34 protein-coding genes and 1 pseudogene are annotated in these 20,448 nt (G+C 58.8%); 20 read left to right on the top strand and 15 right to left on the bottom strand.

Features of this window, described 5'->3' with window-relative positions; genetic code table 11:
* Positions 1–4: 4 nt before the first annotated feature.
* The 7 genes from C6Y44_RS09880 to C6Y44_RS09850 all read right to left on the bottom strand — a co-directional run bounded on the left by C6Y44_RS09880 (position 5) and on the right by C6Y44_RS09850 (position 4,977).
* Positions 5–352, bottom strand: a complete 348-nt coding sequence (locus C6Y44_RS09880) for a hypothetical protein (RefSeq protein ID WP_192378784.1) — start codon at positions 350–352, stop codon at positions 5–7.
* Positions 349–612, bottom strand: coding sequence for a hypothetical protein (locus C6Y44_RS09875; protein ID WP_192378783.1), 264 nt, complete (start codon positions 610–612; stop codon positions 349–351). The genes C6Y44_RS09880 and C6Y44_RS09875 overlap by 4 nt, the downstream gene beginning before the upstream one ends.
* Positions 609–998, bottom strand: coding sequence for a hypothetical protein (locus C6Y44_RS09870; RefSeq protein ID WP_192378782.1), 390 nt, complete (start codon positions 996–998; stop codon positions 609–611). Before C6Y44_RS09870 ends, C6Y44_RS09875 begins: the two co-directional genes overlap by 4 nt.
* Positions 995–1,177 carry a hypothetical protein gene (locus C6Y44_RS09865; RefSeq protein ID WP_192378781.1) on the bottom strand — a complete coding sequence of 61 codons (183 nt, stop codon included), beginning with the start codon at positions 1,175–1,177 and terminating at the stop codon, positions 995–997. The genes C6Y44_RS09870 and C6Y44_RS09865 overlap by 4 nt, the downstream gene beginning before the upstream one ends.
* Positions 1,178–2,267: 1,090 nt before the next feature.
* Positions 2,268–3,845 carry a DUF4942 domain-containing protein gene (locus C6Y44_RS09860; RefSeq protein WP_192378780.1) on the bottom strand — a complete coding sequence of 526 codons (1,578 nt, stop codon included), beginning with the start codon at positions 3,843–3,845 and terminating at the stop codon, positions 2,268–2,270.
* Complete coding sequence (locus C6Y44_RS09855; RefSeq protein ID WP_192378779.1) at positions 3,845–4,135, bottom strand: hypothetical protein; 291 nt, start codon at positions 4,133–4,135, stop codon at positions 3,845–3,847. Before C6Y44_RS09855 ends, C6Y44_RS09860 begins: the two co-directional genes overlap by 1 nt.
* A gap of 119 nt (positions 4,136–4,254) precedes the next feature.
* Positions 4,255–4,977, bottom strand: a complete 723-nt coding sequence (locus C6Y44_RS09850; RefSeq protein ID WP_192378778.1) for a replication-relaxation family protein — start codon at positions 4,975–4,977, stop codon at positions 4,255–4,257.
* Between the two features lie 380 nt (positions 4,978–5,357).
* On the opposite strand from C6Y44_RS09850, the gene C6Y44_RS09845 reads away from it, so the two are divergent.
* The 6 genes from C6Y44_RS09845 (at position 5,358) to C6Y44_RS09820 (ending at position 8,202) form a co-directional block, all read left to right on the top strand.
* Positions 5,358–5,618, top strand: coding sequence for a hypothetical protein (locus C6Y44_RS09845; protein ID WP_192378777.1), 261 nt, complete (start codon positions 5,358–5,360; stop codon positions 5,616–5,618).
* A gap of 18 nt (positions 5,619–5,636) precedes the next feature.
* A complete protein-coding gene (locus tag C6Y44_RS09840) occupies positions 5,637–6,617 on the top strand; it encodes an ERF family protein (RefSeq protein WP_192378776.1) in 981 nt (326 codons plus the stop codon).
* Positions 6,617–6,766: a hypothetical protein gene (locus tag C6Y44_RS09835; RefSeq protein ID WP_192378775.1), complete on the top strand. Its 150-nt coding sequence runs from the start codon at positions 6,617–6,619 to the stop codon at positions 6,764–6,766. The genes C6Y44_RS09840 and C6Y44_RS09835 overlap by 1 nt, the downstream gene beginning before the upstream one ends.
* Positions 6,767–6,945: 179 nt before the next feature.
* On the top strand, positions 6,946–7,464 hold the full coding sequence (locus tag C6Y44_RS09830; protein WP_192378774.1) for a hypothetical protein: 519 nt from the start codon (positions 6,946–6,948) through the stop codon (positions 7,462–7,464).
* Positions 7,465–7,722, top strand: coding sequence for a con-10 family general stress protein (locus C6Y44_RS09825; protein WP_192378773.1), 258 nt, complete (start codon positions 7,465–7,467; stop codon positions 7,720–7,722).
* Positions 7,723–8,052: 330 nt separating this feature from the next.
* Positions 8,053–8,202: a hypothetical protein gene (locus tag C6Y44_RS09820; RefSeq protein ID WP_192378772.1), complete on the top strand. Its 150-nt coding sequence runs from the start codon at positions 8,053–8,055 to the stop codon at positions 8,200–8,202.
* 3 nt (positions 8,203–8,205) lie between these two features.
* On the opposite strand, the gene C6Y44_RS09815 is transcribed toward C6Y44_RS09820, so the two are convergent.
* Positions 8,206–8,556: a hypothetical protein gene (locus C6Y44_RS09815; protein ID WP_192378771.1), complete on the bottom strand. Its 351-nt coding sequence runs from the start codon at positions 8,554–8,556 to the stop codon at positions 8,206–8,208.
* Positions 8,557–8,934: 378 nt separating this feature from the next.
* On the opposite strand from C6Y44_RS09815, the gene C6Y44_RS09810 reads away from it, so the two are divergent.
* The 14 genes from C6Y44_RS09810 to C6Y44_RS09745 all read left to right on the top strand — a co-directional run bounded on the left by C6Y44_RS09810 (position 8,935) and on the right by C6Y44_RS09745 (position 15,291).
* Positions 8,935–9,141, top strand: coding sequence for a hypothetical protein (locus C6Y44_RS09810; RefSeq protein WP_192378770.1), 207 nt, complete (start codon positions 8,935–8,937; stop codon positions 9,139–9,141).
* Between the two features lie 9 nt (positions 9,142–9,150).
* On the top strand, positions 9,151–9,381 hold the full coding sequence (locus C6Y44_RS09805) for a helix-turn-helix domain-containing protein (protein ID WP_192378769.1): 231 nt from the start codon (positions 9,151–9,153) through the stop codon (positions 9,379–9,381).
* A 2-nt stretch (positions 9,382–9,383) separates the two neighbouring features.
* Positions 9,384–9,656 carry a WhiB family transcriptional regulator gene (locus C6Y44_RS09800; protein WP_192378768.1) on the top strand — a complete coding sequence of 91 codons (273 nt, stop codon included), beginning with the start codon at positions 9,384–9,386 and terminating at the stop codon, positions 9,654–9,656.
* Positions 9,653–9,796 carry a hypothetical protein gene (locus tag C6Y44_RS09795; protein ID WP_192378767.1) on the top strand — a complete coding sequence of 48 codons (144 nt, stop codon included), beginning with the start codon at positions 9,653–9,655 and terminating at the stop codon, positions 9,794–9,796. Before C6Y44_RS09800 ends, C6Y44_RS09795 begins: the two co-directional genes overlap by 4 nt.
* A gap of 55 nt (positions 9,797–9,851) precedes the next feature.
* Positions 9,852–10,220, top strand: coding sequence for a hypothetical protein (locus C6Y44_RS09790; protein ID WP_192378766.1), 369 nt, complete (start codon positions 9,852–9,854; stop codon positions 10,218–10,220).
* A 1,681-nt stretch (positions 10,221–11,901) separates the two neighbouring features.
* Entirely contained in the window at positions 11,902–12,042 is a 141-nt protein-coding gene (locus C6Y44_RS09780; protein ID WP_192378764.1) for a hypothetical protein, read from the top strand.
* A 213-nt stretch (positions 12,043–12,255) separates the two neighbouring features.
* Positions 12,256–12,690, top strand: a complete 435-nt coding sequence (locus C6Y44_RS09775; protein WP_192378763.1) for a hypothetical protein — start codon at positions 12,256–12,258, stop codon at positions 12,688–12,690.
* A 159-nt stretch (positions 12,691–12,849) separates the two neighbouring features.
* A complete protein-coding gene (locus tag C6Y44_RS09770) occupies positions 12,850–13,101 on the top strand; it encodes a hypothetical protein (RefSeq protein WP_192378762.1) in 252 nt (83 codons plus the stop codon).
* Positions 13,094–13,387 carry a hypothetical protein gene (locus C6Y44_RS09765; RefSeq protein ID WP_192378761.1) on the top strand — a complete coding sequence of 98 codons (294 nt, stop codon included), beginning with the start codon at positions 13,094–13,096 and terminating at the stop codon, positions 13,385–13,387. The genes C6Y44_RS09770 and C6Y44_RS09765 overlap by 8 nt, the downstream gene beginning before the upstream one ends.
* A complete protein-coding gene (locus C6Y44_RS09760) occupies positions 13,384–13,752 on the top strand; it encodes a hypothetical protein (RefSeq protein ID WP_192378760.1) in 369 nt (122 codons plus the stop codon). Before C6Y44_RS09765 ends, C6Y44_RS09760 begins: the two co-directional genes overlap by 4 nt.
* Positions 13,745–14,041 (top strand): DUF7427 family protein, encoded by a 297-nt coding sequence (locus C6Y44_RS28515; protein WP_455431351.1) that lies wholly within the window; start codon positions 13,745–13,747, stop codon positions 14,039–14,041. Before C6Y44_RS09760 ends, C6Y44_RS28515 begins: the two co-directional genes overlap by 8 nt.
* Positions 14,028–14,306 (top strand): HNH endonuclease, encoded by a 279-nt coding sequence (locus tag C6Y44_RS28450; protein WP_404817797.1) that lies wholly within the window; start codon positions 14,028–14,030, stop codon positions 14,304–14,306. The genes C6Y44_RS28515 and C6Y44_RS28450 overlap by 14 nt, the downstream gene beginning before the upstream one ends.
* The gene (locus C6Y44_RS09750) at positions 14,306–14,728 is read left to right on the top strand and encodes a PDDEXK family nuclease (protein ID WP_192378758.1); all 423 of its coding nucleotides are present in this window, start codon (positions 14,306–14,308) and stop codon (positions 14,726–14,728) included. Before C6Y44_RS28450 ends, C6Y44_RS09750 begins: the two co-directional genes overlap by 1 nt.
* Before the next feature lie 65 nt (positions 14,729–14,793).
* Positions 14,794–15,291 carry a DUF3846 domain-containing protein gene (locus C6Y44_RS09745; RefSeq protein ID WP_082921030.1) on the top strand — a complete coding sequence of 166 codons (498 nt, stop codon included), beginning with the start codon at positions 14,794–14,796 and terminating at the stop codon, positions 15,289–15,291.
* Positions 15,292–15,845: 554 nt separating this feature from the next.
* On the opposite strand, the gene C6Y44_RS09740 is transcribed toward C6Y44_RS09745, so the two are convergent.
* The 7 genes and pseudogenes from C6Y44_RS09740 to rplS all read right to left on the bottom strand — a co-directional run bounded on the left by C6Y44_RS09740 (position 15,846) and on the right by rplS (position 20,426).
* Positions 15,846–16,157: a hypothetical protein gene (locus C6Y44_RS09740; protein WP_192378757.1), complete on the bottom strand. Its 312-nt coding sequence runs from the start codon at positions 16,155–16,157 to the stop codon at positions 15,846–15,848.
* A gap of 323 nt (positions 16,158–16,480) precedes the next feature.
* A pseudogene (locus tag C6Y44_RS09735) lies at positions 16,481–17,395 on the bottom strand (YifB family Mg chelatase-like AAA ATPase); the annotation flags it as partial.
* Positions 17,395–17,769 carry a YraN family protein gene (locus C6Y44_RS09730; RefSeq protein WP_120282254.1) on the bottom strand — a complete coding sequence of 125 codons (375 nt, stop codon included), beginning with the start codon at positions 17,767–17,769 and terminating at the stop codon, positions 17,395–17,397. The gene C6Y44_RS09730 and the pseudogene C6Y44_RS09735, both read right to left, overlap by 1 nt.
* 176 nt (positions 17,770–17,945) lie before the next feature.
* The gene (locus tag C6Y44_RS09725; RefSeq protein WP_006550963.1) at positions 17,946–18,260 is read right to left on the bottom strand and encodes a DUF2469 domain-containing protein; all 315 of its coding nucleotides are present in this window, start codon (positions 18,258–18,260) and stop codon (positions 17,946–17,948) included.
* Between the two features lie 37 nt (positions 18,261–18,297).
* Complete coding sequence (locus C6Y44_RS09720) at positions 18,298–19,050, bottom strand: ribonuclease HII (protein WP_072740502.1); 753 nt, start codon at positions 19,048–19,050, stop codon at positions 18,298–18,300.
* A complete protein-coding gene (gene lepB / locus C6Y44_RS09715) occupies positions 19,047–19,856 on the bottom strand; it encodes a signal peptidase I (RefSeq protein ID WP_120282252.1) in 810 nt (269 codons plus the stop codon). Before lepB ends, C6Y44_RS09720 begins: the two co-directional genes overlap by 4 nt.
* A gap of 228 nt (positions 19,857–20,084) precedes the next feature.
* A complete protein-coding gene (rplS, locus tag C6Y44_RS09710; RefSeq protein ID WP_006550960.1) occupies positions 20,085–20,426 on the bottom strand; it encodes a 50S ribosomal protein L19 in 342 nt (113 codons plus the stop codon).
* Between the last annotated feature and the right edge of the window lie 22 nt (positions 20,427–20,448).

Raw genomic sequence — 20,448 nt, 5'->3', positions numbered from 1 at the left:
CGCGTCACGCCGCTTCCTCCATACTCGGCATGGTCCGCCCGATCCGTATGAAGTCATACAGGTCACCCGCATCTCGGATCACCGTGCGTCTGCCGTCTTCATGGTGGATCACACAAGACTCGAGGTCCTTGCCGGCCTCGGGGGCATCCCATAACCACCAGGAGATCCAGTCGCTCTGACTGCCGAGTTCCGCTTCGAGTAGGTCCAGAAGTTCCTCGCGAAGAGGTGTGATGAAGACGCCGTCCGTGGAGTTCGGCATGAGGGCGTTGATGTGGCCTCCGGTCACTTCGTCCTGAACGGCCTGGCGCTGAACAGCTTCGATGAGGGCGATGAAGGTGGGGCGGGTGATCACGATTTAGCGTCCACCTTTACGCCGTACCGCTCCCCATGCGCGATCAACCGACGTTCCAGTGTCTTCAGTGACCGGATCTCTTCCTTGAGCGCCTCGGCTTTCGTCTCTGCTTCAGGGTCGCCGTACTCGCCATCACGATCGCAGTACTCACAGTCACACTCATGGCCCCAATCGAGATGGTCAATTTCCCGGTGCTTGGCGGCTATGGCTTCGCGGACTTCCTGGACGTGCTGAGGGATGTTTCGTTCGAAGTTGCTCATGAGGCAACCCCATGCCGTTCGGCTTCCTTCGCCCATCCGGTTTGAGTGTCTTCAATCCGACCGAGCCACAGATCCTTCAAGTACGCGATGCAGCGCTGCCGTGGCGTCTCCTGAGGGTATGCAGGATGTCGGCCATCGTTGATCTCGTACACGAGGTAGGTCGTTCCCCAGATCTCTTCGAACATGTCCCAGATTGCCGACACGCTGCCCTCGTAGTCCTTGCCATATGCCCAGTTGATCAGATGTCCGAACAGGCAGTTCTTCGTGTTGCCTGAGCTGCGAACGGTGTCGACCTGCCATTCCGCCTCATCGGTGTCGATGCAGTACTGGATAAATGGCTGTAGGTCATCGAGCTTCTGGGCGGCTTCTTCCCAGGTGTAAGTCATGATGCATCCTCCTGCGCGCCTGCATCAATCAAGTTGTCCAGCCATGTCGGGAAGTCCTGGTAGATGTACAGCGGCGGCTTCATTGCTTCCTGCCACTGTTCGTACATGTACTTAGCTACTTCGGCGCACTGACGGGAACCCAGCTCGACCGTGTTTGTCTCTTCTGTCTTCGATGTCATGTCACCTCCTTCTTCTTTAACCATTACGCCCCTCTATCCCTCTAAATCCGGGGATACGGGCACTGATTCCCTCCTACGATGCACGTCCACCCGAACCCGATACATATCCACCTCTGGACGTATCCTTTGCTCCGATCCCCTGGTAGGAGCGGTACGTGCCAACGTCGTAGGCTCGTTAGAGTCGCCGTTGTCAGGGTGGGACAGCGCGGCAAGTCTGGGAGCCTACGACAGGGCCATGCAGTTTTGATCTATTGACTGCGAACAATAATCGTAAAAGTACCTTTGCATAGGTAATCAAAAATGTTAAACTAAGAGTGTCTAGGTTAGAGAACAACTCCAACACAAACACTGCAGTCGCATAAAGCGGCTGTTTTTGATTCCTTATACCCCCGGATCTCTAGCTGTCTAGGTTAGAGAACCGGTTGCCCCCATTTAAACACAAACCACGATATTTTCACAGCCTATTTGTAGCCGTTTCGCTTGACTATTCCCCAATCCCCCGAAACATGCCATAATACCCGCATATGGCAGAGGGCATCAAACAAACACAAGACCACGACTTAACCCTCCTCTTCGGCCGGCGCATCGAGATAGACCAAACTCCCACTCCTACTACTCCGGCAGCTCGTGCCGCAGAGTTCGGTGGATACAAGCAGACGCGCAGGAAGCAGAAGAAGATCTTCCAGTTATACCCCATGAAGCGAAAAACACCGGGCTTGTAGTCCCGGAACTATGCTATTTTAAGGACACAAGGACCTCATGAAGACCCTTGCGCACCTTCCTCGCATAACTAAAACATCTTTCAGCTCTCAGGACTCCACACTACTTGAGACCAAACAAACACCTACGAAAAGACGCCCGTCAGTCGCGGGCGTCTTCTTTTTCGTTCCGGGCTACTGGGTTATCGCGATACTCGCCACCAGGAGCGCCAGCAGGGCCACGAACCACCCGGAGTCGGTGAGTCGGTCGTTCCTGCGTCTCGGGCGGTGTACGCGGGCTCTCGCGGGCTTACGCGGTGGGTTCTTTAGTGGGGTGAGGTCGAGGATTTCGCCGGTGCGGGTGTCAGTGGGGCCATAGCGGGTGGGGCGGATCATGCCGCCCCTGCTCCGATCTGTAGTTGCGCCCGCCTTATGTAGAACTCGTGGCGCTCGACTGTATCGGCGTAACTATCCCGCCCCTCGAAGCTGTCCACTACGGCACGTTCTTCCCGGTCCATGGCCTCGTATGACTTCGCGCCGTAGTTCGGTGGAAGCCATCCCTTGCGCTGGGAGCCGATGAGGTTGAACTTCTTCAACAGGTCCGGACGCTTGAAGGTGATGTGCACGGTGCCCTTCTTGAAGAAGTCGACCGTCACATAGCCAAGATCGACGCCCTTCGTCTGTTGGCTCTCCCGCGCAGCGCGTAGCGCGTCCTCTAGCTGGGTCATGTCGCTAGTCAGTTTGCCGTCGAGATAGGCGAACACGCGTACGACATCCGCAAGCTTGTTCCTCACATCCCAGCTGAGCGGGTCGAAGGGATGGGCGGTGTAGTAGCCCCATGCGTTGAGCCGGGTGATCACCTTCTTGTTGATGACGTACGCCTTGTTGGTCTTCCATCCGTTGTAGTAATGAATGTTCTTGCTTGCCTCGTCCCAATACTGCGCGCTGAACTCGTCGAACAGCCCTACTATCGCCTCGTCGAGAGTGTCGAGCATGGAGGCAGATATGTCTGTCTGCATCTGTTTGATGTTGCCCACGGTGAACTCGTAGTGCCGTAGGCCGTCGATCTGCTCCCGGTAACGCTCGCGCGTCTTCTCGGTGAACGCTCCCGCGAACTGGTTGGACTGGAACAACTCGCGCCAGTACTTCATGCGTAGGTGCTCCACGAAGTTGTTTTGTAGGTCTCCATGCTCCCCGCTTACTTCGAGCTTCAAGATCGGGCTCTTGTCGTCCATGAAGCTGCGGCTCAATATCGGCGCCAGTGCCTGGTACTCCCGGATAAGCGCAAGGCCGGCGCGGGCTTCGATCTCATAGCGGCGGACGGCTCCCGTGATGTACTCCCCTTCGACTACCTCGCGGGGGCTCCCCTCTTCACTCGTCTCGATTGCCTGAGCGCGCTTCAGATTCTCCAGGATGTCGCTTTTCGGTATGCGCGGGATGTCTACGTGTATGAGCGCCGTCTCTACGCTCGTAGTGCGCGCCGCAGTAGCGAAGGCATCTTGTACGTATTCGATCGAAGCGCCCAGCTCCTCAAGCTTCGCCACGAGGTCGCGCCGTTCATTGGTATGCGGGTTCTTCAAAGTCTCGGCATTCAAGAGGCTCACCACTTGCCCGCCGTGCTTCTGCAGTTCGAGCGCCTTGAGTAGGTGCTTGGCTCCCTCCGAGAATGGCGGGTTCATGACGATCAAGTCATAGCGCCGGAAGCTTCGGAAGCTGAGGAAGTCACCCGCGATAGGCTTATGACCCTTACCCGCCAGGACTGCGGCCAGTTCTGGGTCGATCTCTACAGCGTCGATTTTCTTGACGCTTCGCCACCTGCCACCGGTACTTCGGCATGCTTCAATGCGCTCGATAATGTCGCCGCGGCCTGCAGAGGGCTCTAGTACCGTCTCTACGGTCTGCGGGTCCACCTTGGCCAGCATCTTATCTATTAGCGCTTCAGGAGTTGGGTAGAAGTCGCCGCCAAACATTACGCGGCGACTCCCTGCGCGAACTGCTCAAGATCGCGCAACCGGTAGCAGAAGCGGAACCCGCCCGGGTTGTAGTCGCTGCCTGGGTCGAAATGATCGCGCTTTGATTCGTGTCGCACGGTGAAATAATCTGACTCAAGGTCATCCATATGGATATCAAAGCCGTTGAGCTCGCCGACTACCTCGTGCTTGGTCCATGGCCGACCGTCGTAGTCGGTGCGCTTTTCACTGATCAACGACGCAGTGCCGCCCATTTTCTGGATCTTGCTTACTAATGAATTTGCTTTCATATGGTCCCCTGTATTTAGTTATTGTGTGAGCGTCCTAAGCTCTACACCTATTATCTCAATAACAGGGGTAAAGTGCAATACATTTGCATTGCAATATGCACATCATTAGCTGTGGAAAACTACCGCATGAGCTGGTCCATAAAGTTCGCCTGCGACGCTACGACAAACAGGTCGCCGTAGGTCTCTACGTCGCGCGTGAGCGGGCGTATCCATCGCCGCAAGTCCGCCACCGTGTCGTCGTCTTTACCCACGAACACGACTTGCGGGAAGCTTTTCATGCCGCCGTGAAGGTAGGCGTGCTTGTACGCTTCCACCTTCTTCGCGATGTCGTCACGGCCTTCGCTGTGCTGGTCCACTTCGAGCCAGTACAGCCGGCGCATCGGAGCTTCTGCATTCTCGTCTATTAGGTCCACGTATAGATCCGGGCGCAGCTCCACCCCGGCAATGTCCAGCCACGTGTCGGGTTCAGTGCGGTAGTGGGAGATTTTAAACGCCCCCGCTCGTTCTGCCTGCTTGAGCGCGATATACGCATCAGCCACTGCCAGGGTGTGGTGCAGCTTCAAGGGGTTGCCCATGACCTTATACGGACGGGTATAGAACGACTTCCACGCTGCCCGGCCTATCTGATAGCAGCCCATAGGCGACCCGCCCCGACTATTGCTCGGAAGGCGTACGGACACGCTTGCCAGTATTCCCGCTTCACGAAGCCGGCGCAGGCTCCGGGTGCAGGAAGTTTCGGACTTCTTATCGTGGAAGAGAAGGGCTCGTATCTGTGCCGTGGTGAGGGCACCAAAGCGAGCAACGTGCCGCATCACCTCGGCGTCCCGGTGCAGAAGTTCCATGTACCCAAAGTACAGGTACTTAGCTTGCGCCGCCGCGCCCATGTCCGCCCTGGTCAGAGGGGTGATCAGTGTGTGGTCATCCGGCGCGATACGGGCGGGTTCAGGTGGTGTTTCAACACGGCCATGCATCTTGGAACTACTTTACTACATTCTGAACTCCCGACTTTTCCACAGGCATCGAGCATTTACCTAATTTCGCACTACAAACCTATTGCAATTATTAAACCATTAGCTCATAATAAGCGGCAGAAGCGAAGGGCTTAGAGCAGCGCGGCACACATAGCGCCGGACAGATACACCGCTCAGCCATATCGCTCGGAGTTCATTCAGGAAAGAGAACACAGCAAGGGGGACGTAGCAATCAAAGAGAGGCAACATTCATGGCAAAGCAAACAACCAAACGCGTCTACGGAAGCGTGACTTATCACTCGAATCGCGAAACCTTTACAGCAAGGTTGCCCGCGTTCAAGAAGCGAGCTTTCGAGCTCCGCATGACAGAGCTAAGCGAAGAGAACGGTCGCCCCCTTGGGTTCGGCAAGTTCGTAGAGATGCTCGGCGATAACGACAAGAACGTCTCCCGACTCTACAAAGTCGCGAAGCAGCAGCTAGAAGAAGAGAACAACAAGAAGCCGGAGCAGTAGCCGGCAGAAAGGAGCTGGATGGCAGATAGCAAACAAGAGCAGGAGCGAGAAGCCGCGCCGGTGAAGAATGCTAGCGAGGTGATATGGCGGCCACGATCATCGGACGGGCACAACGTTCTGCTCCGTCCAGGCGAGGTAGCGGTAATCCCGCCAGAGATCGCCAAGGCCATCGTCGCGATTCAAGCGAAGGTCTCACCTCTGGAGAAGTCCGCCGAGAACGCTCACTTTAAGAACACCTATGTACCGCTATCAGAGGTCATGCGCGAAGCCCTGAGACTCCTCAGCGAGCACAAGCTCGGCATCAGCCAATGGCCGCTCACACGGGATGACAGGACGTTTCTCATCACGATCCTGATGCATGAGTCCGGCTCATCGATACAGGGGGAGCAAGAGCTTCTAATGAGTCGGAAAGATTCTCAAGGGCAGGGATCGTCTATGACGTACGCCCGCCGCTATGGGATCATGGCCATACTCGGACTCGTCGGCGATGACGACGACGATGGCAATAAGGCGTCCAACCGACAAACGAAGCCAACACCTGAGCAACTTTCGGAGATCCGACAGCTCTGTATTGACCTGAAGTTCCCAAAAGACCAGATGGAAGCACGTGTCGCGTCACTGCGTACGGAAGACCAAGCCACCGTCGCAATCGCAAATCTTCATAAGATCGTGTCTGAGAAGGCGAAGCGGATCAAAGACACGGCGGAGGCTACTCCAGTCTTCACGGGTGATCGTGACCAAGTAGTGCCAATCAAGACCCCTACTAAAGAGATCGATCCTATCGAACACCTTCGCGTTCAGCTAGAGAAGCTCCCGATACCGCCCAAGCGCGTCCGTGAGCTCATCCGCAACGTCACAGGCAAGCCCTTCTTAAAGAACTGCAACGAAGAGGAACAGTTCAAACTGGCGGAGAAGCTGGATGACATCCTGAGCGGTAAAGAGAAGCTCCCGGCCGACTGGTTCGACCCTGACATCGCGCCGGCTGAGGAGACCGCCTAATGCGCGACTACGAAACCATCGGCGCGCACCGCGAAGACGAGATGGAAGTAGAAGGTCAGATCGACAATCCACTTCCGCTCACCGAGGACGAGAAGGCGAAGATAAAGGTACTCAGCAAGCTCCTAGAGCAGGAAGCCTGCAATGAGTAGCACCATCACCCTCACCGTCCGCTCCACCTGCAAGACTTGCCTAGAGCTTGCACCTACCAACCAAAACGGACTCTGCATTAGTTGCGAGTCCCTCAACGATCCCGAAGGTGTGCTCCTGGCACTCCTCGACGATCACGTAATCATTAACGCGGCGAGAGAGGCCGCAGGAGATCCACACCATGCCGGCGAAAAATAGCCAGCCCCTCACAGAAGCAAAGTTCACCGCAGTCATCCGTGCACTCAAGAAAGACCCCAAGGGCGTCGAAGGAGTCGCGGAGAAGCACGGCCTCAAGCCATCCACGATCCGCACCATTCGCCAGGCGAGGACCTGGGCAGAATACACACGGCGCAAGGCCCTGAAGGTCGAGCAGCAGAAGACACGCACTAAAGCGGTAACTCTCGAGACGAAGAAGGCGGTGCGTAAGCCGGCCGCTAAGCAGGGGGTTGCGAATGCCCCGGCCATCAAGGGAGTGCCGGTCACCCCATCACCGCTTATCCCCTCAGCCCCGCTTACTCGCGAAGAGCTCCGAGCCGAAGTACAGGCGGCTGTCGAGCTACTGACATTGAACTTCGAAACACGGCAGGATCGCATCGAGGCGAAGGCAGATCGCGCCCTTAAAGAGGTTGAGCAGATCTCAGTCCAGCAGGTGATCGACCAAGCGCGTAAGGAACGCAAGCCGTTCTGGAGGTTCTGGTAGATGCCGGGTATACGCGGAGTTGATTACATCGACGAGAATGGCATCAGGGTTCTCACCGGTGGTCTGAAGGCCGCTGCGGTGAACAAGGCCAAAGACCCCGACTTCTATCGGAAGATTGCCCTGAAGGCACAGGAATCATGGCGCAACAATGGCCGCGCACCACGGGGATTCGCCGCGGACCCAGAGTTAGCGCGGATCGCGGGAGCCAAGGGAGGTCGCAAGAGTCGCCGCGGTCCGGCGAAAAAGGAGGCGGCATGAAAACCGTCGACCACCGCGAAACCCTTATGACGTACCTACACAGTGACTCACTCGATGACGCGGCCAAGAACCTGGGGATCACCAAGGCAGCGCTACAGCAACGCCTCCACACCTTGAAGAAGGCCGGCGTGGCGATCCCCCGCAAGGGTGCAAAACGGGGGGGGGTTGTCTCAAATGGAGGTCGCACAGTTGAATTCGCTCATTAAGAAGTACCAGCGGGAAGCGAGCACCTGAGCCATGGAAGCCCCTCACGAACTCCCCCATCGCACGGACCAGTCCGCAGAGAAGCTGCAGCAGTCCTTCCTTGAGGCCTGGGATGCAGTTCCCCCGATGGACCAGATGTCCGACGAGGCTCTGGCGGAGCTATCGGAGACGGTCGTGTGCCTGCACATGATGCTGGACGAAATCAACATCACCCTGACGGACGCGCTGATCTTCCGTGGGGTGGAGATGCCGGACCCGATTCCGGATGAAGAGTAGAACCTAGACATCACCCGGTCGGACACAGTGCCGACAGACAAAGACCAAGCTGCCCAGATCGTCGTCTTGGCGCAGTTCGCGGATCGAGCATGGATACGCCGACCATTGGTTGCAGGCTGCACAGTAGTGCTCGTCGAGACCACTCTCGACCATCCATGCGACGACGCGACGGCGGAGACGGTCACCGGCCAAAGCGGGCGCGCGTTTCGGAAGCGGACCAAGATACTTATTCACCGCCTTCTGGATCGCACGCTCACCCACGGTCAGACCAAGCTCTTCGATGATCTCAGCAGCAACCTTGCCGGATTCGGCAAGTGCGAGGACTTCATCGAGATCGTAGTGACGGCGAGGCATATATAAGCAACATTATAATGGTTCGCGATAGTGTGCCTCGCCGAAGGTAGCTTGTGCGACCCATGATTGTCGGACCTAACAGAGGTCAGCACGTAGAAACATAGCGACACCACATTCTCGCTTCGTTCGCCACTTGCCAAGCAGCCGCGAAATGTTGCGTAGTAAGCGTGTTTTCATAGCTACACCATCATCAAGCAAACGCCGTCAAGTACGGCGGGTTGCTGGCAAGGCAGGCAGAGTTTTCCACAGGCTCGGCTGGCACATCCAACGCATCGCTGACTCCCCCAGCCGCCCGGTTCAATAATTAACCTATTGCTTTACACCCGGACGGTGTGGCGAGTCAGCGAGACATACAACTTAATCGGAGAACAATTGAATATGAACCAAGAATCGAATTCATCAGGTGGCATCGGCATCGTCGGCATTCTGACCATCGTCTTTGTGGTCCTCAAGCTCGTAGGCGTCATCGACTGGTCCTGGTGGTGGGTGCTCTCGCCGCTCTGGATCTCGGCTGCTCTGGGTGTCGTCGTCTTCGTCATCCTGCTCGTCACCTTTAAGGCCATCGGACGCCGCACTCGTCGGTAGGGGCCAGCCATGAGCACTCCCCTCTCCCATACCGCCCGCATCCTCAGGCTCCTGAAGGCGAAGGGCAAGGTCAGCAACTTCGAATTGCGCAAGGTGGCCTGGCGCTACCCCGCCCGCATCTTGGACCTGAAGAAGGAAGGTCATCGGATCAGGAGCGTGCACGCCGAAGGCACTCGATGGTTCTACATCTATGAGGGTCACGAAGACGACGAGAAAGAACTGAATAAGGAGAACAACTGAACATGAGCCCCGAAAACATCCCCTCCATCGCGGACCACCCGAACTTCGAAGAAGCGAGTTGTCGGCAGGTGGACCCTGAAACCGCGGACGAGTACTGGCACCCGCAGCGCTACGAGTCAGCAGCCGCCAAGATGGCCCGCCGGATCTGCCAAAGCTGCGTGATCATGCAGGACTGCCGCGACTACGCCGTGAAGACGCTCCCGGACTTCGGCATCTGGGGTGGTCTATCCCCTCGCGAACTTGAGCGTCTTGCCAGCACAGGGGACGGCGCATGAAGCTTCCACGCCGCACCCCCGTACAGCGGGCAGCCGACGCCATCGTGGACATCGTGAAGGTGCTGGCCTGGCTGGCGATCGGACTGATTCTGATCGTCAGCCTCGGCTACTATCTCTTCTGCGCGGTCCACTGGACGTAACCCCGCACCGGACGAAACCCTTGCTCCGGCAGGGGTTGTCTGCGTTTACTGAGGTATGGAATCCTCCCTCGACAAGCCATGTGGCTATTGCGGAAGCAAACCAATCGAGCCCCATAGCATCGGGTGTACGCCGCTCGACTGGAGCTGGGGGCACACCGAGTACGGGGCGTACTGCGAGTACTTCAGTGAAGACAAGCAGTACGTGTACGAGATGGACAAGCGCTTCGCAGGGCGATTCAACTCCCCCGCTGCGTACATGGAGTACACCTTCGGTTCGACGGGACAGTTCGGTGATGTCCGGCAGAATCCAGACGCCCTGAGCTACGAAGAGACCGCGCGGCGATGGGAAGAAGCCGGCGTGATCATCGTGCATCCGCTACCGGATGGCACCGTGTACATCTTCCATACATTTGACGCCACATAGTTTTCCCCAGCACTTATCCACATGTGCAAAACTTTGCACTACAAAACTATTGCAAATCGTTACCAATAAGCGCATACTTGAAAACACATAAACAACGAAAACATAGGGGGCTAAACGCAACGCACATATGAACACACACCCAGATAGCGAACTTTCAAAATTCCCGCTCCGGTTCGAGCAAACAGACGAGAGCACCGTAGCCGCAATGATCCGCCGCTTCCGCATCCGGCAGCAGAAGAAGATCGTGGCGAAGGTGGCTCAGCAGCCGGTCCTCATGAAACTTCTCCGACATGCTCGGGGACTTGGCACAGTAGCCACGGAGTCGTCTTTATCGAGGCGATGATATTTCTACTGACACGCATCGTTCTACTCATCGCTGTACCGGTGATCATGGTCCGAGGGCTTCTACAGAGCCAGATGGAACGCACAGATACGGCGGAGTGAGGGATAATAGAGAAGGTGGTTGCACGCACAGACCGAGCGGGAGAACCCCGTTGCAACCACTGGCAGTCCCACTGCACATTAAAAATTCGATACCTTGAATCCTCCTACTGGGCTAGCAGTGGAAGGGCGGCGCTTAGGTGACGACAGCGCAGAGTGCGGCTTGCTAAATACTAACTAACTCCTATTCGGTGAGTAAGCCAATCTTTCTTGACGGCCAGGTTCACTGCCGGCTCACTAGGAGGGTTCAAGTACGTTGTGTGGAAGTGTGGCGAGAGAAGCGCGTAGTTCTAGACATGAGAGGTCTCTAAGGTTTCGACCGACCAGTCCTCCCAGCGGCTTATCTCGTCAACGGTGATGGGCGCACGAAACCGTTAATCCGTCGAACGTAACAGACAAGGGTGCCGGTAGTGTTTTGAACGTTTGTACTACTAGGCATACGGCTGACGTGTCACCACCGTATTGAGCGTAGTAGTGCTGGTAGTGACAGGCATACCCGTTGAGGAAGCGTGGCAAAGGGATAGCTTCCCTGTCGATTCTGCGACCAGATACACGGATTGACCAACACGCGTGGCTACCGGCACCATACGCTCAATACACGCTATCGAAGGGCAGCCAAAAGGGTGACCTGCGGCATTGTGCGGCTTTCGAGCCAATCTTTCTGACAGGCCAGGTCGATAGCAGAGCCACCGATATCATCCTGCTTGTTTTCAATCGAGCGTGACTTGTGGGATGCGGTGGCCCACACCTCCACACAACATCAGTAGCCTGCTCCTGGGCCGGCGTGCGTCTATGTTTGTTGAACTGCACGTCAGCCCGGTTGCCGGCTACTCCCGGCTTCGACACCTATGCGAGGGGTGTCGAAGTTCCAGTTCTGGCTAGGTAGTCCCTCCTTTGGTCTTCGATGGGTTGGGGGAACGCAACCCATCTCACCTAGCCAGAACTGGGCACATGACCCCTCCACAACATCGGTCATGTGCTCCGCTCCTTGATACGCCCCGTGCTGCCGTCGAAAAACCACCACACCAACTTCGTACGGCCCCCTGCTGTCTCGAATGGCATGCAAGTGTGAGCGTCCTACACCGTCACTTGTATGTGGACGGCAGCGCCGGACGTATCAAACCCGAACCAATACAACTAAATACGGAGAACCATCATGGCTTACAACGGTCCTGAGAGCCTACGAAACCAACCTTGTACGAACGAGCTTGAGAACACTCGCCCTTTCACGGAGCGTGAGGTGGCACAGCTCGCCATCTACCTCGCGTTCGAAGACGCCATGGCGGCCTCCGATGAACGGCTCATCACCCGTGAAGATGCCATCACCTACATGGAGCAGCTGGCGCCGGAGATCTTGAGCCAGGTGGAGGAGGCGGCGTGAGCTATTCAAACCGACTCAGAACCTATAACCCAGATGAACTATCAAAAAGGCGGGAACATGAACGTAACGGTGATGTCGAGTTCGTCCTGAACTGCTGGTCATGCAAAGAAGACTTTTGGGTATGGATCGGGCTTGGCAATCTCCACGCGTCAATATTCAACTGTGACAAGTGTGGCGCCAAAAATGAAATCGATTAAATCAAGGAGAAACCCAATGAAAGAACGAGACCCCACCCAAAACGCAGAACACTTCCACTACAAGAACTCCCGAGATCACGTGCTTCACGACATGGCCCTCAACGGCTGGGCAAATCAAAGCGGCGGCGAGACTGAAAGCCACGTGGGCCAGTTCTGGCGCATCAGCACAAGCGCCGACGAATTAGCTGAGGTTGTAGGCGCGTTCGAGCGTGAGATCGAGGCTGCCGGCCTCACTGACCCCACCGAACTGATCGGGCACTGGCTCCTGTGCGAACTCGACACTGCTGACATCGTGGTCATGGAGTACCACAGTGAGCGGGGATTGCTTGAAGACTTCGAGAACCTGACCACCGCGTACAAGAGCTGGCAAGAGGATCAGCAGACGTCCACCATCGCGCACCTGGATGAAGAGGCGTACTTACGTGGAGAGCAGGAGGCCGGAGATGCGTAGAAAGCTGTGGATCGGATTCTTGCTTGTAGGACTGGTAGCTAATGCGTGCACGGTGCTTTTTAGCGCTACAGAAGGTGACTACGCCAAATCACTACTCTTCCTCATTTTCGCTGTCTTTTGCGCTGCGGAACTTAGTAAAACCCTCTCGGAGAAGAACTCATGAGTGAGCACTTCCCTGCCACCCAACCCGAGATGACCCCGCTAGAGCAGGCGGTCGCCGAGAAGTTCGCGGGTATGTCGAACGCACAGATCATCCGCCGTATGGAACGGAGTGCGGACTTCAGTACTGACGACGAAGAGTACGAACTCACTCGACGCACCCGCTTGGGCGGACTCGCGTGGAAGTACAGCGGGGACCTTTATAGGCCGAAGGTCGAGATCTATAAACCAGAAGGAGGTGAAGATGAATGAAAAACTAGCAACGTATAAGACCCACGACCTCCCTACTCCCCTCCCGGAGTATGTGGACACCGAGGACCAACTGGTCATCGGACATGAGCGTGACTTCCTGGAGCTACAAGATCCCCAGATGGTCCGCGAGATCGGCGCGTATGCCCTGCGTAGGGCGCAGGAGTTGATCGAGCTGGCGAGTGAGTGTGAGGCAGTGCTCGTTGATTGGGATATGGCAGAGAAGTCTCGGGCGAAGAAGATCGACGTGACAAGCCGGCTGAGGGTGTTTGAGGGCAACGCGGTATGAAGTTCGTCCGCACATTCACACCGCTACTGATCGGATGCTTCGGCCTTGGATGGGCTGGCGTCCAAGTTGCCGCAGGTAATCCCTTTGATGGCGTGCCTACGATTATCTTGTCCATCCTTGTTCTCGAAATGAACAGATCACGAGAACGCCAGTACTGGCGAGGGAGTCATTATGTCGAAGTCCCCGTCGCCTGGCTTGAAGGCCTTCTCACGAACTTCACGGCGTACGACACCCGCCGCCCATCAGCGGATGCCTTTGATGACGAAGGTCTCGCAACCGACCAGGTGTACGCCTATCTCAAGGGATACGTACAGGGTGCCGAGGCGATCGTAGAGCGAGGACGCAGCGAGGAAGGGAATGGGTGAGCACCTTCCTCTACCGGAGCGGCGCAAGATAGCTGAACGGGCATGGCTTGTCGGGCTAGGCGTTGTGGCAGCGTACGAGATCGCTTGCCCACCAGGACACACTTTGAGTGAGGGATTAGACCATCACCTAGAGCATCCTGTGAAGCGTCGGATCATCGAGGGCGTACTCGCCGTGACGGCACTCCACCTCTGCAACCGCCTGCCGAACAGCGTAGATCCCTATCACCAAGTCGCACGTATCGGTAGAAAGCTCGGTATACGGCGTGGCCCGGAGGATGGTGATGAGTAGCCTCTCATTCCTTCGGCGTCGATGGATCATGATGATTCAGGATGGAGCGGTAATCAACTGCGGTATATGCGGAGAACCTGTGCCTGCCAAAGCTAAGGGCTCCAATCGTATATGCAAGGGTGGCAAAGGCACAATCACTGTCGATCACATCTTCCCTAAGTCATGGGGTGGGTCGAATGATTTAAGTAACCTGCAGCCCGCGCATCTGCTCTGCAATCAACAGAAGGGCAACCGCCTAGGAAAACACTCCCAGGGAGGACGGTGATGCGCAGTAACGAAGAGAACGACATCTACCGGCTCATCGCGCAGCACCTTCGCATCAACCACCAGAGCGTCGTTTTCCACTTCGACACGTCGGGCGTCAATAACACCAGTCGCTACTCGCGGAGCCTGTACAAGTCATTGAACGGCGATCCCGGGTGGCCCGACCTGCAGATCTGTGCGCGGTCGCATCCTGACTTCGGGGACTACATGGGGCTGTTCATCGAGGTGAAGAAAGCAGGTACGCGCATCCGCAAGCGCGACGGCTCACTCGTGGCCGACCAGCACATCCGGGACCAGGCGGAGATGATCAAGCGTCTCAATGCTGCCGGGTACTACGCAGCGTTCGGGATCTCGTATGAGAGCTGTAAGCGCCTAATCGACGAATACTTGACCGGGACCTACAACGAGACCGTCTTCTTCTAGATCGCGGGCTGAATCTTGCGCCTCATTCCGAGACGCAAGTACATCCCACGAGAGAGGACACGACCATGCGTTCATTGGTGCAGGTCATCGTTATCCCGGCAGACCCCCAGTTTCCGGCCTTCAAAGCCAGCATCGAGAAGGGTGACTACCGGGCGTATCAGAAGGTGGTTGGTGGGCCATTTGAGTGCATCGACCTCGACAACCCCAACGTCACGCTGTTCTGCAACGAAGAAGGCAAGCTCATCGGAGGCGAGTTCAATCCACGAGCGACCACCCTGCTGTGGACGAGCACACCCGTCTGGCGCGGACGAGATGTCATCTGTGGAGACGTCGTACTCGCCGGCCAACCAGACGACGAAGGATCAACCACGTCGGTGCCGGAAGAGCTGATCACCGACATCTTCAGGTCCGAGACATTCCTGGTCGAGCACAAGGACCCCGAGGACGGCGAAGCGGAACTTGTCGCGGCACTCCACTGCGACTACTGGGCTGCGCTGTTCGAAGCGATACACCTCATCGACGCACGGAGATGGGAAGGGACCGTACGTGTCGTTGCAGCCTGATCGTGGATTACCCGTCACTTCGGTGGCGGGTTTTTCCATATACTGCGGCAACACCACCGACCAGGATGGGGGCAGGCCATGTGGTTGAACAGACTCGGACGGTCGCCGTGGCATAAGCGAGCGCATCAGAACATCCCAGGTCGATGGAGGAAGGTCGGGGAACAGCGGACCTTCCTACTTGAGCTCCGTCCCAATGGGGTTGCCATTGAAGCGCTAGCTGACGCTCCTCATGACACCTGGGAAGGGACGTGGGAGCTGCCAGAGTTCAATGAGTTCAACTTCCCGGAGCCGGATGACGACTTGGAGTTCTACCTTCGCATCGGGCACATACAGGCTCAATACATAGAAGACAGGGCGACCGGCCGCTATCTCACCCGGGAGGGCTTTCGCCGGAGTATTACCGGTGTACAAGACATTGGAGTGCCGTTCACGCTGTACCGCATCAACTAGCCCGGCAATTTAAAGACCCGCGCCTACACCGATCCTCTCCAATCAGGTGTAGTCGCGGGTTGTTCAGTTAGATGAAGTTGTGTAGACGAGGATCACCTCCTAGGTCAGTCGAAGCCGGGAGCAGCGTTCTTCCGCCGGCCACGAAGGTTGTCTGCAGCCTTGAGGTTGTCGAGCGGAATCCACTTCGACACCTCTGCACTCGTTGCGAACAAGTCCTCGGTCCTACCGTCCGGGTAGTACACCGTGAGCGACACGAGGTTGTTCACGGTCTTCAGACCCGGCAGCTCGTCCGGGGCGATGTCGATCTGGCGATCTCCGTCTACGTCGCTATGTCCTTTTACAGCGACCCGCAGAGCCGAGAGTTCATTCAGTTCGGTACCGCTGATGTCGGATACTTTACTGCGCTTGATTGCCACGTTCTCACCTACTTCATGTACTGCGCGTGTGCCGATTGGCTATCGCGTTGAATCAATTTAAATACAGCTGAGTTTATTTAGCAAGGGTAAAGAGTTACAATAGAGGGTAGATGAATGACGCTTTCAATATTGCTGCTTACATAGAGAAGTCAACCACTGCGAGTGGCGTCCCATTGCGAGTTAAGAACCCGCAGACTATTGCGGCACTAGCTCGCAAGCTTTCGCAGCGCTAATCCACCACTAACAGATATGAGGCCTTCCGGGGCCTCCTTTTTGTATGTACAATGAGCCGTCCCCCTGGGGTGTCACAGCCAATCTTCCGACTCGTCGAGGAACAGCACGCCGCGGTGCGCCCGGCTCACCGCGCCGGGTTTCGCCATACCGGTGCCGCCTCCGATCAGCGAACTCACCGACGCCGTGTGATGGGGCGCGATGAAGGGCGGTTCCGTCACGAGCGGACGGTCGCTGGTGAGGGTGCCCGCCACCGAGTGGATGGCCGTCACCTCGAGGGCGTGACTTTCGTCCAGGTCCGGCAGGATCCCCGGAAGTCGCTGCGCGAGCATCGTTTTCCCGATTCCCGGCGGACCGGTCAACATCAGGTGGTGCGCACCGGCCGCAGCGACCTCGATCGCGCGACGCGCTTCGTGCTGGCCGACCACTTCGCTGAGATCGCCACGCACCGCCCGTGGTGGCAGCGCACGCGGATCGGGCCGTTCGAGCGGACCGTCGCCCTGGAGCCAGAGCACCAACTCGCGCAGCGTCTCGGCGCCGTAGACGTCGATGCCGTCGACGAGCGCCGCCTCGGTCATCGTCGCGGTCGGCACCACCACGCGCGACCAGCCGTGCTTCTTGGCCGTGAGCACGGCGGGCAACACCCCACGTACCGGCCTGACGCGTCCGTCGAGCGCGAGCTCACCGAGCAGCACCGTCCGGGAGACGGCCTCGGTCGGCACGATATCCGCCGCGTCGAGCACCGCGCACGCCAGTCCGAGGTCGTAGACACTGCCGACCTTCGGCAGCGTGGCCGGAGACAGTGCGAGCACGACCTTCGAATCCGGCCACTTGGCACCGGAATTCGACACGGCGGCGCGCACCCGGTCGCGCGACTCCTGGAGCGCGGTGTCGGGCAGTCCGACCATCGTCACCCCTGGCAGACCTCGTCCGATGTCGGCTTCGATCTCGACGACCTGCCCGTCGATCCCGGAGACGGCGACCGACCAGGCGCGTCCGAGTGCCATCAGAGGACCTGCTTGCGGTGGGTGATCTCCGGGGCGTGTCCCCGCGCGAGCAGAACGGTGACCACATCGACGCGGATGTGCGACCAGCGGCGCGTCTGCTCGGACAACCACTGCCCGGCGAGGCGACGGATACGTTCGGCCTTCGCGTGCGTCACCGCTTCGGCGGGGGTGCCGTATCCGGTGCCGGTGCGGGTCTTGACCTCGACGAAGACGACGGACGCGCCGTCCTGTGCGATGAGATCGAGTTCGCCGTATCGGCTGCGCCAGTTCCGTTCGAGCACGACCATGCCGGTCGACTCGAGGTATTCCGCGGCGAGGTCCTCGCCTCGCGCGCCCAGATCCCGGTTGTGTGATGTCCGATTCGTCCCCTGCATGCCCCCACTGTGGAGGACCGGGGCACGCGAAATCGGGTCCGAGCACGGAGATCGGGGAATCTGTGGATGAGTACGGTGCCTGTGCACAACCGCGCGCGTCGAGCCTCGGCGGACGGCTCGGTGTCGGCGCCCCGGTTAGGATGCGGCCACTCCGCGCAGGATCGTCCCCGCCGACGTCAGCCCAGCTTGTCGGGCAGTCTCAGTTCGGGCTTGTCGAGCTCTTCGATGTTGACGTCCTTGAACGTGATGACACGGACGTGCTTGACGAAGCGTGCGGGACGGTACATGTCCCACACCCAGGCGTCGGACATACGCACCTCGAAGTACACCTCGCCGTTGGCGTTGTGCGGCAGCAATTCGACGGCGTTCGCCAGGTAGAACCGGCGCTCGGTCTCCACGACGTACGCGAACTGACCGACGATGTCCCGGTACTCCCTGTACAGCGAGAGTTCCATCTCGGTTTCGTACTTCTCGAGATCCTCGGCACTCATCGGTCTCGGTGTCCTCCCAGTCTGGTGTGTCCTGCAATCATCCCGCATCCGCCTCGTCGGTGAACAATCGACGCCCCAGGTCGTCTGCGTACGATCGACGAACCAGGTCGTCGGCGAACAGCCGACGTCGCACTGCGGGCACTCCACACACCGAGCGCACATTGGCCCACGACCGCCGGTGCTGCGGTGACGGGCCGTGCTCGGCCAACGCCGCCATGTGCGTCGGAGTGCTGTAGCCCTTGTGTACTGCGAAACCGTACTCCGGTAGCTCGCCGTCGAGGTCGACCATCATGCGATCGCGTGTGACCTTCGCGAGCACACTGGCCGCCGCGATGCACGCGGCCGCCGCGTCGCCGCCGATCACGGGCAGGGACGGTGCAGGCAGTCCGGGCACCCGGAAGCCGTCGGTGAGCACGTAGCCGGGCGGAGTCGACAGACCTGCCACCGCGCGTCGCATGCCCTCGATGTTGGCGACGTGGATGCCGATCGCGTCGACCTCCTCCGCGGGGATCACCACCACGCTCCACGCCCGGGCGCGTCGCACGATCACCGAGTACAGCTCCTCACGGGTGCGTTCGGTGAGCTTCTTCGAATCGTCGAGCCGGTCGAGCGACGCGTGCGGCCGGTCGCCGAGCACGCAGGCGGCGACGACCAGCGGTCCGGCGCAGGCACCGCGGCCGGCTTCGTCGACCCCGGCGACCGGACCGAGACCGCACCGCGCGAGCGCGGACTCCATGGTGCGCAGTCCCGAGGAGCGACGGATCACGGGTCGAGGTGGCCAAGCAGTCACGAGGGAAGGATCTCCGGTGAGTCGATCAGGCCCCATCGGCCGGGAGGCAGCACGATGAAGCGGGCTTTTCCGATGACATTGTCCAGCGGGATCGAGCCCTGATGCTCGTCCCCGACGTGGTAGCGCGAGTCGGCCGAGTTGCTGCGGTTGTCGCCCATCACCCAGACGTGGCCCTCGGGCACGGTGACGGGCCCGAAGCAGCGCCCGGAGGGCACCTCGGTCTCGCACGTGACGACACCCGGGGTGAACGGGAAGTCCATCGTCACGTACGGCTCGTCGAGCGGGACACCGTCGACGAGCACACGGCCCTGGTCGTCGCAGCATTCCACCGTCTGCCCGCCTGTCGCGATCACGCGCTTGACGAGGTCGTTCTCGTCGGGCGGCACGACGCCGACGAGCGAACCGATCTCCTGCAGTCCCCGCACGACGACGTTGTCGGAACGGGTCGAGACGTAGCCGGCCGACCACGAGTCGGGGCCTTCGAAGACGATGACGTCGCCGGGACGGGGATCGGTGAAGCGGTATCCCACCTTCTCGACGACGATGCGGTCACCGGTGCAGCCCGGGCAGCCGTGCAGTGTCGGCTCCATCGACTCCGAGGGGATGAGATAGACCCGCGCCACGAAGGTCTGCAGCAGGAAGCTCAGGGCCAGTGCGACGACGACCAGGATCGGCAGTTCACGCCAGAACGACTTCTGCTTCTTCGCCTTGGGGGCGGTGTCGTTCGCTACGGGGTCCTCGCGCCGGTGGTGTGCACCGTCGGCTCGATCGCTCCGAGCCGAACCTCGAACATCGTTGCGGTTCACATCCGGTCGAGCCGGATCGTGCGGGGAATCTGCCACCTCGACAGACTAGCGTCTGCGGCACGGCGGCCCGCCGAGGACGACCGTCGGCCGGACGGGTGAGCGACAGACCACTGCCCACAACGACGACGACCCGGCCGGGACGGAAGTCCGGGCCGGGTCGTCGGATGCTGTATCGGGTGGCTCGGGAGCCGTGCCGAGCAGCCCAGGGGGCCGATCAGCAGCCGAAGATCAGCGCTTCTCCTTGATCTTGGCAGCCTTGCCGCGCAGCTCACGCAGGTAGTAGAGCTTCGCGCGACGGACGTCGCCACGGGTCAGCACGTCGATCTTGGCGAGGTTGGGGCTGTGCACCGGGAAGGTGCGCTCCACGCCGACGCCGAAGGAAACCTTGCGGACGGTGAAGGTCTCGCGGATGCCGCCGCCCTGACGCCGGATCACGACGCCCTTGAAGACCTGCACACGCTCCTTGCTGCCCTCGATGACCTTGACGTGCACATCGAGAGTGTCGCCGGGACGGAAGTCCGGGATGTCGTCGCGCAGCGACTTGGCGTCCAGAAAGTCCAGGGTGTTCATCGGTTTTCATCCTCTTGTTCGC

It is taken from the genome of Rhodococcus rhodochrous, assembly GCF_014854695.1.
Classification (GTDB): Bacteria; Actinomycetota; Actinomycetes; order Mycobacteriales; family Mycobacteriaceae; genus Rhodococcus.
Note: the sequence above shows the minus strand (reverse complement) of the source record. Positions and strands in the feature narration are given on the sequence as shown.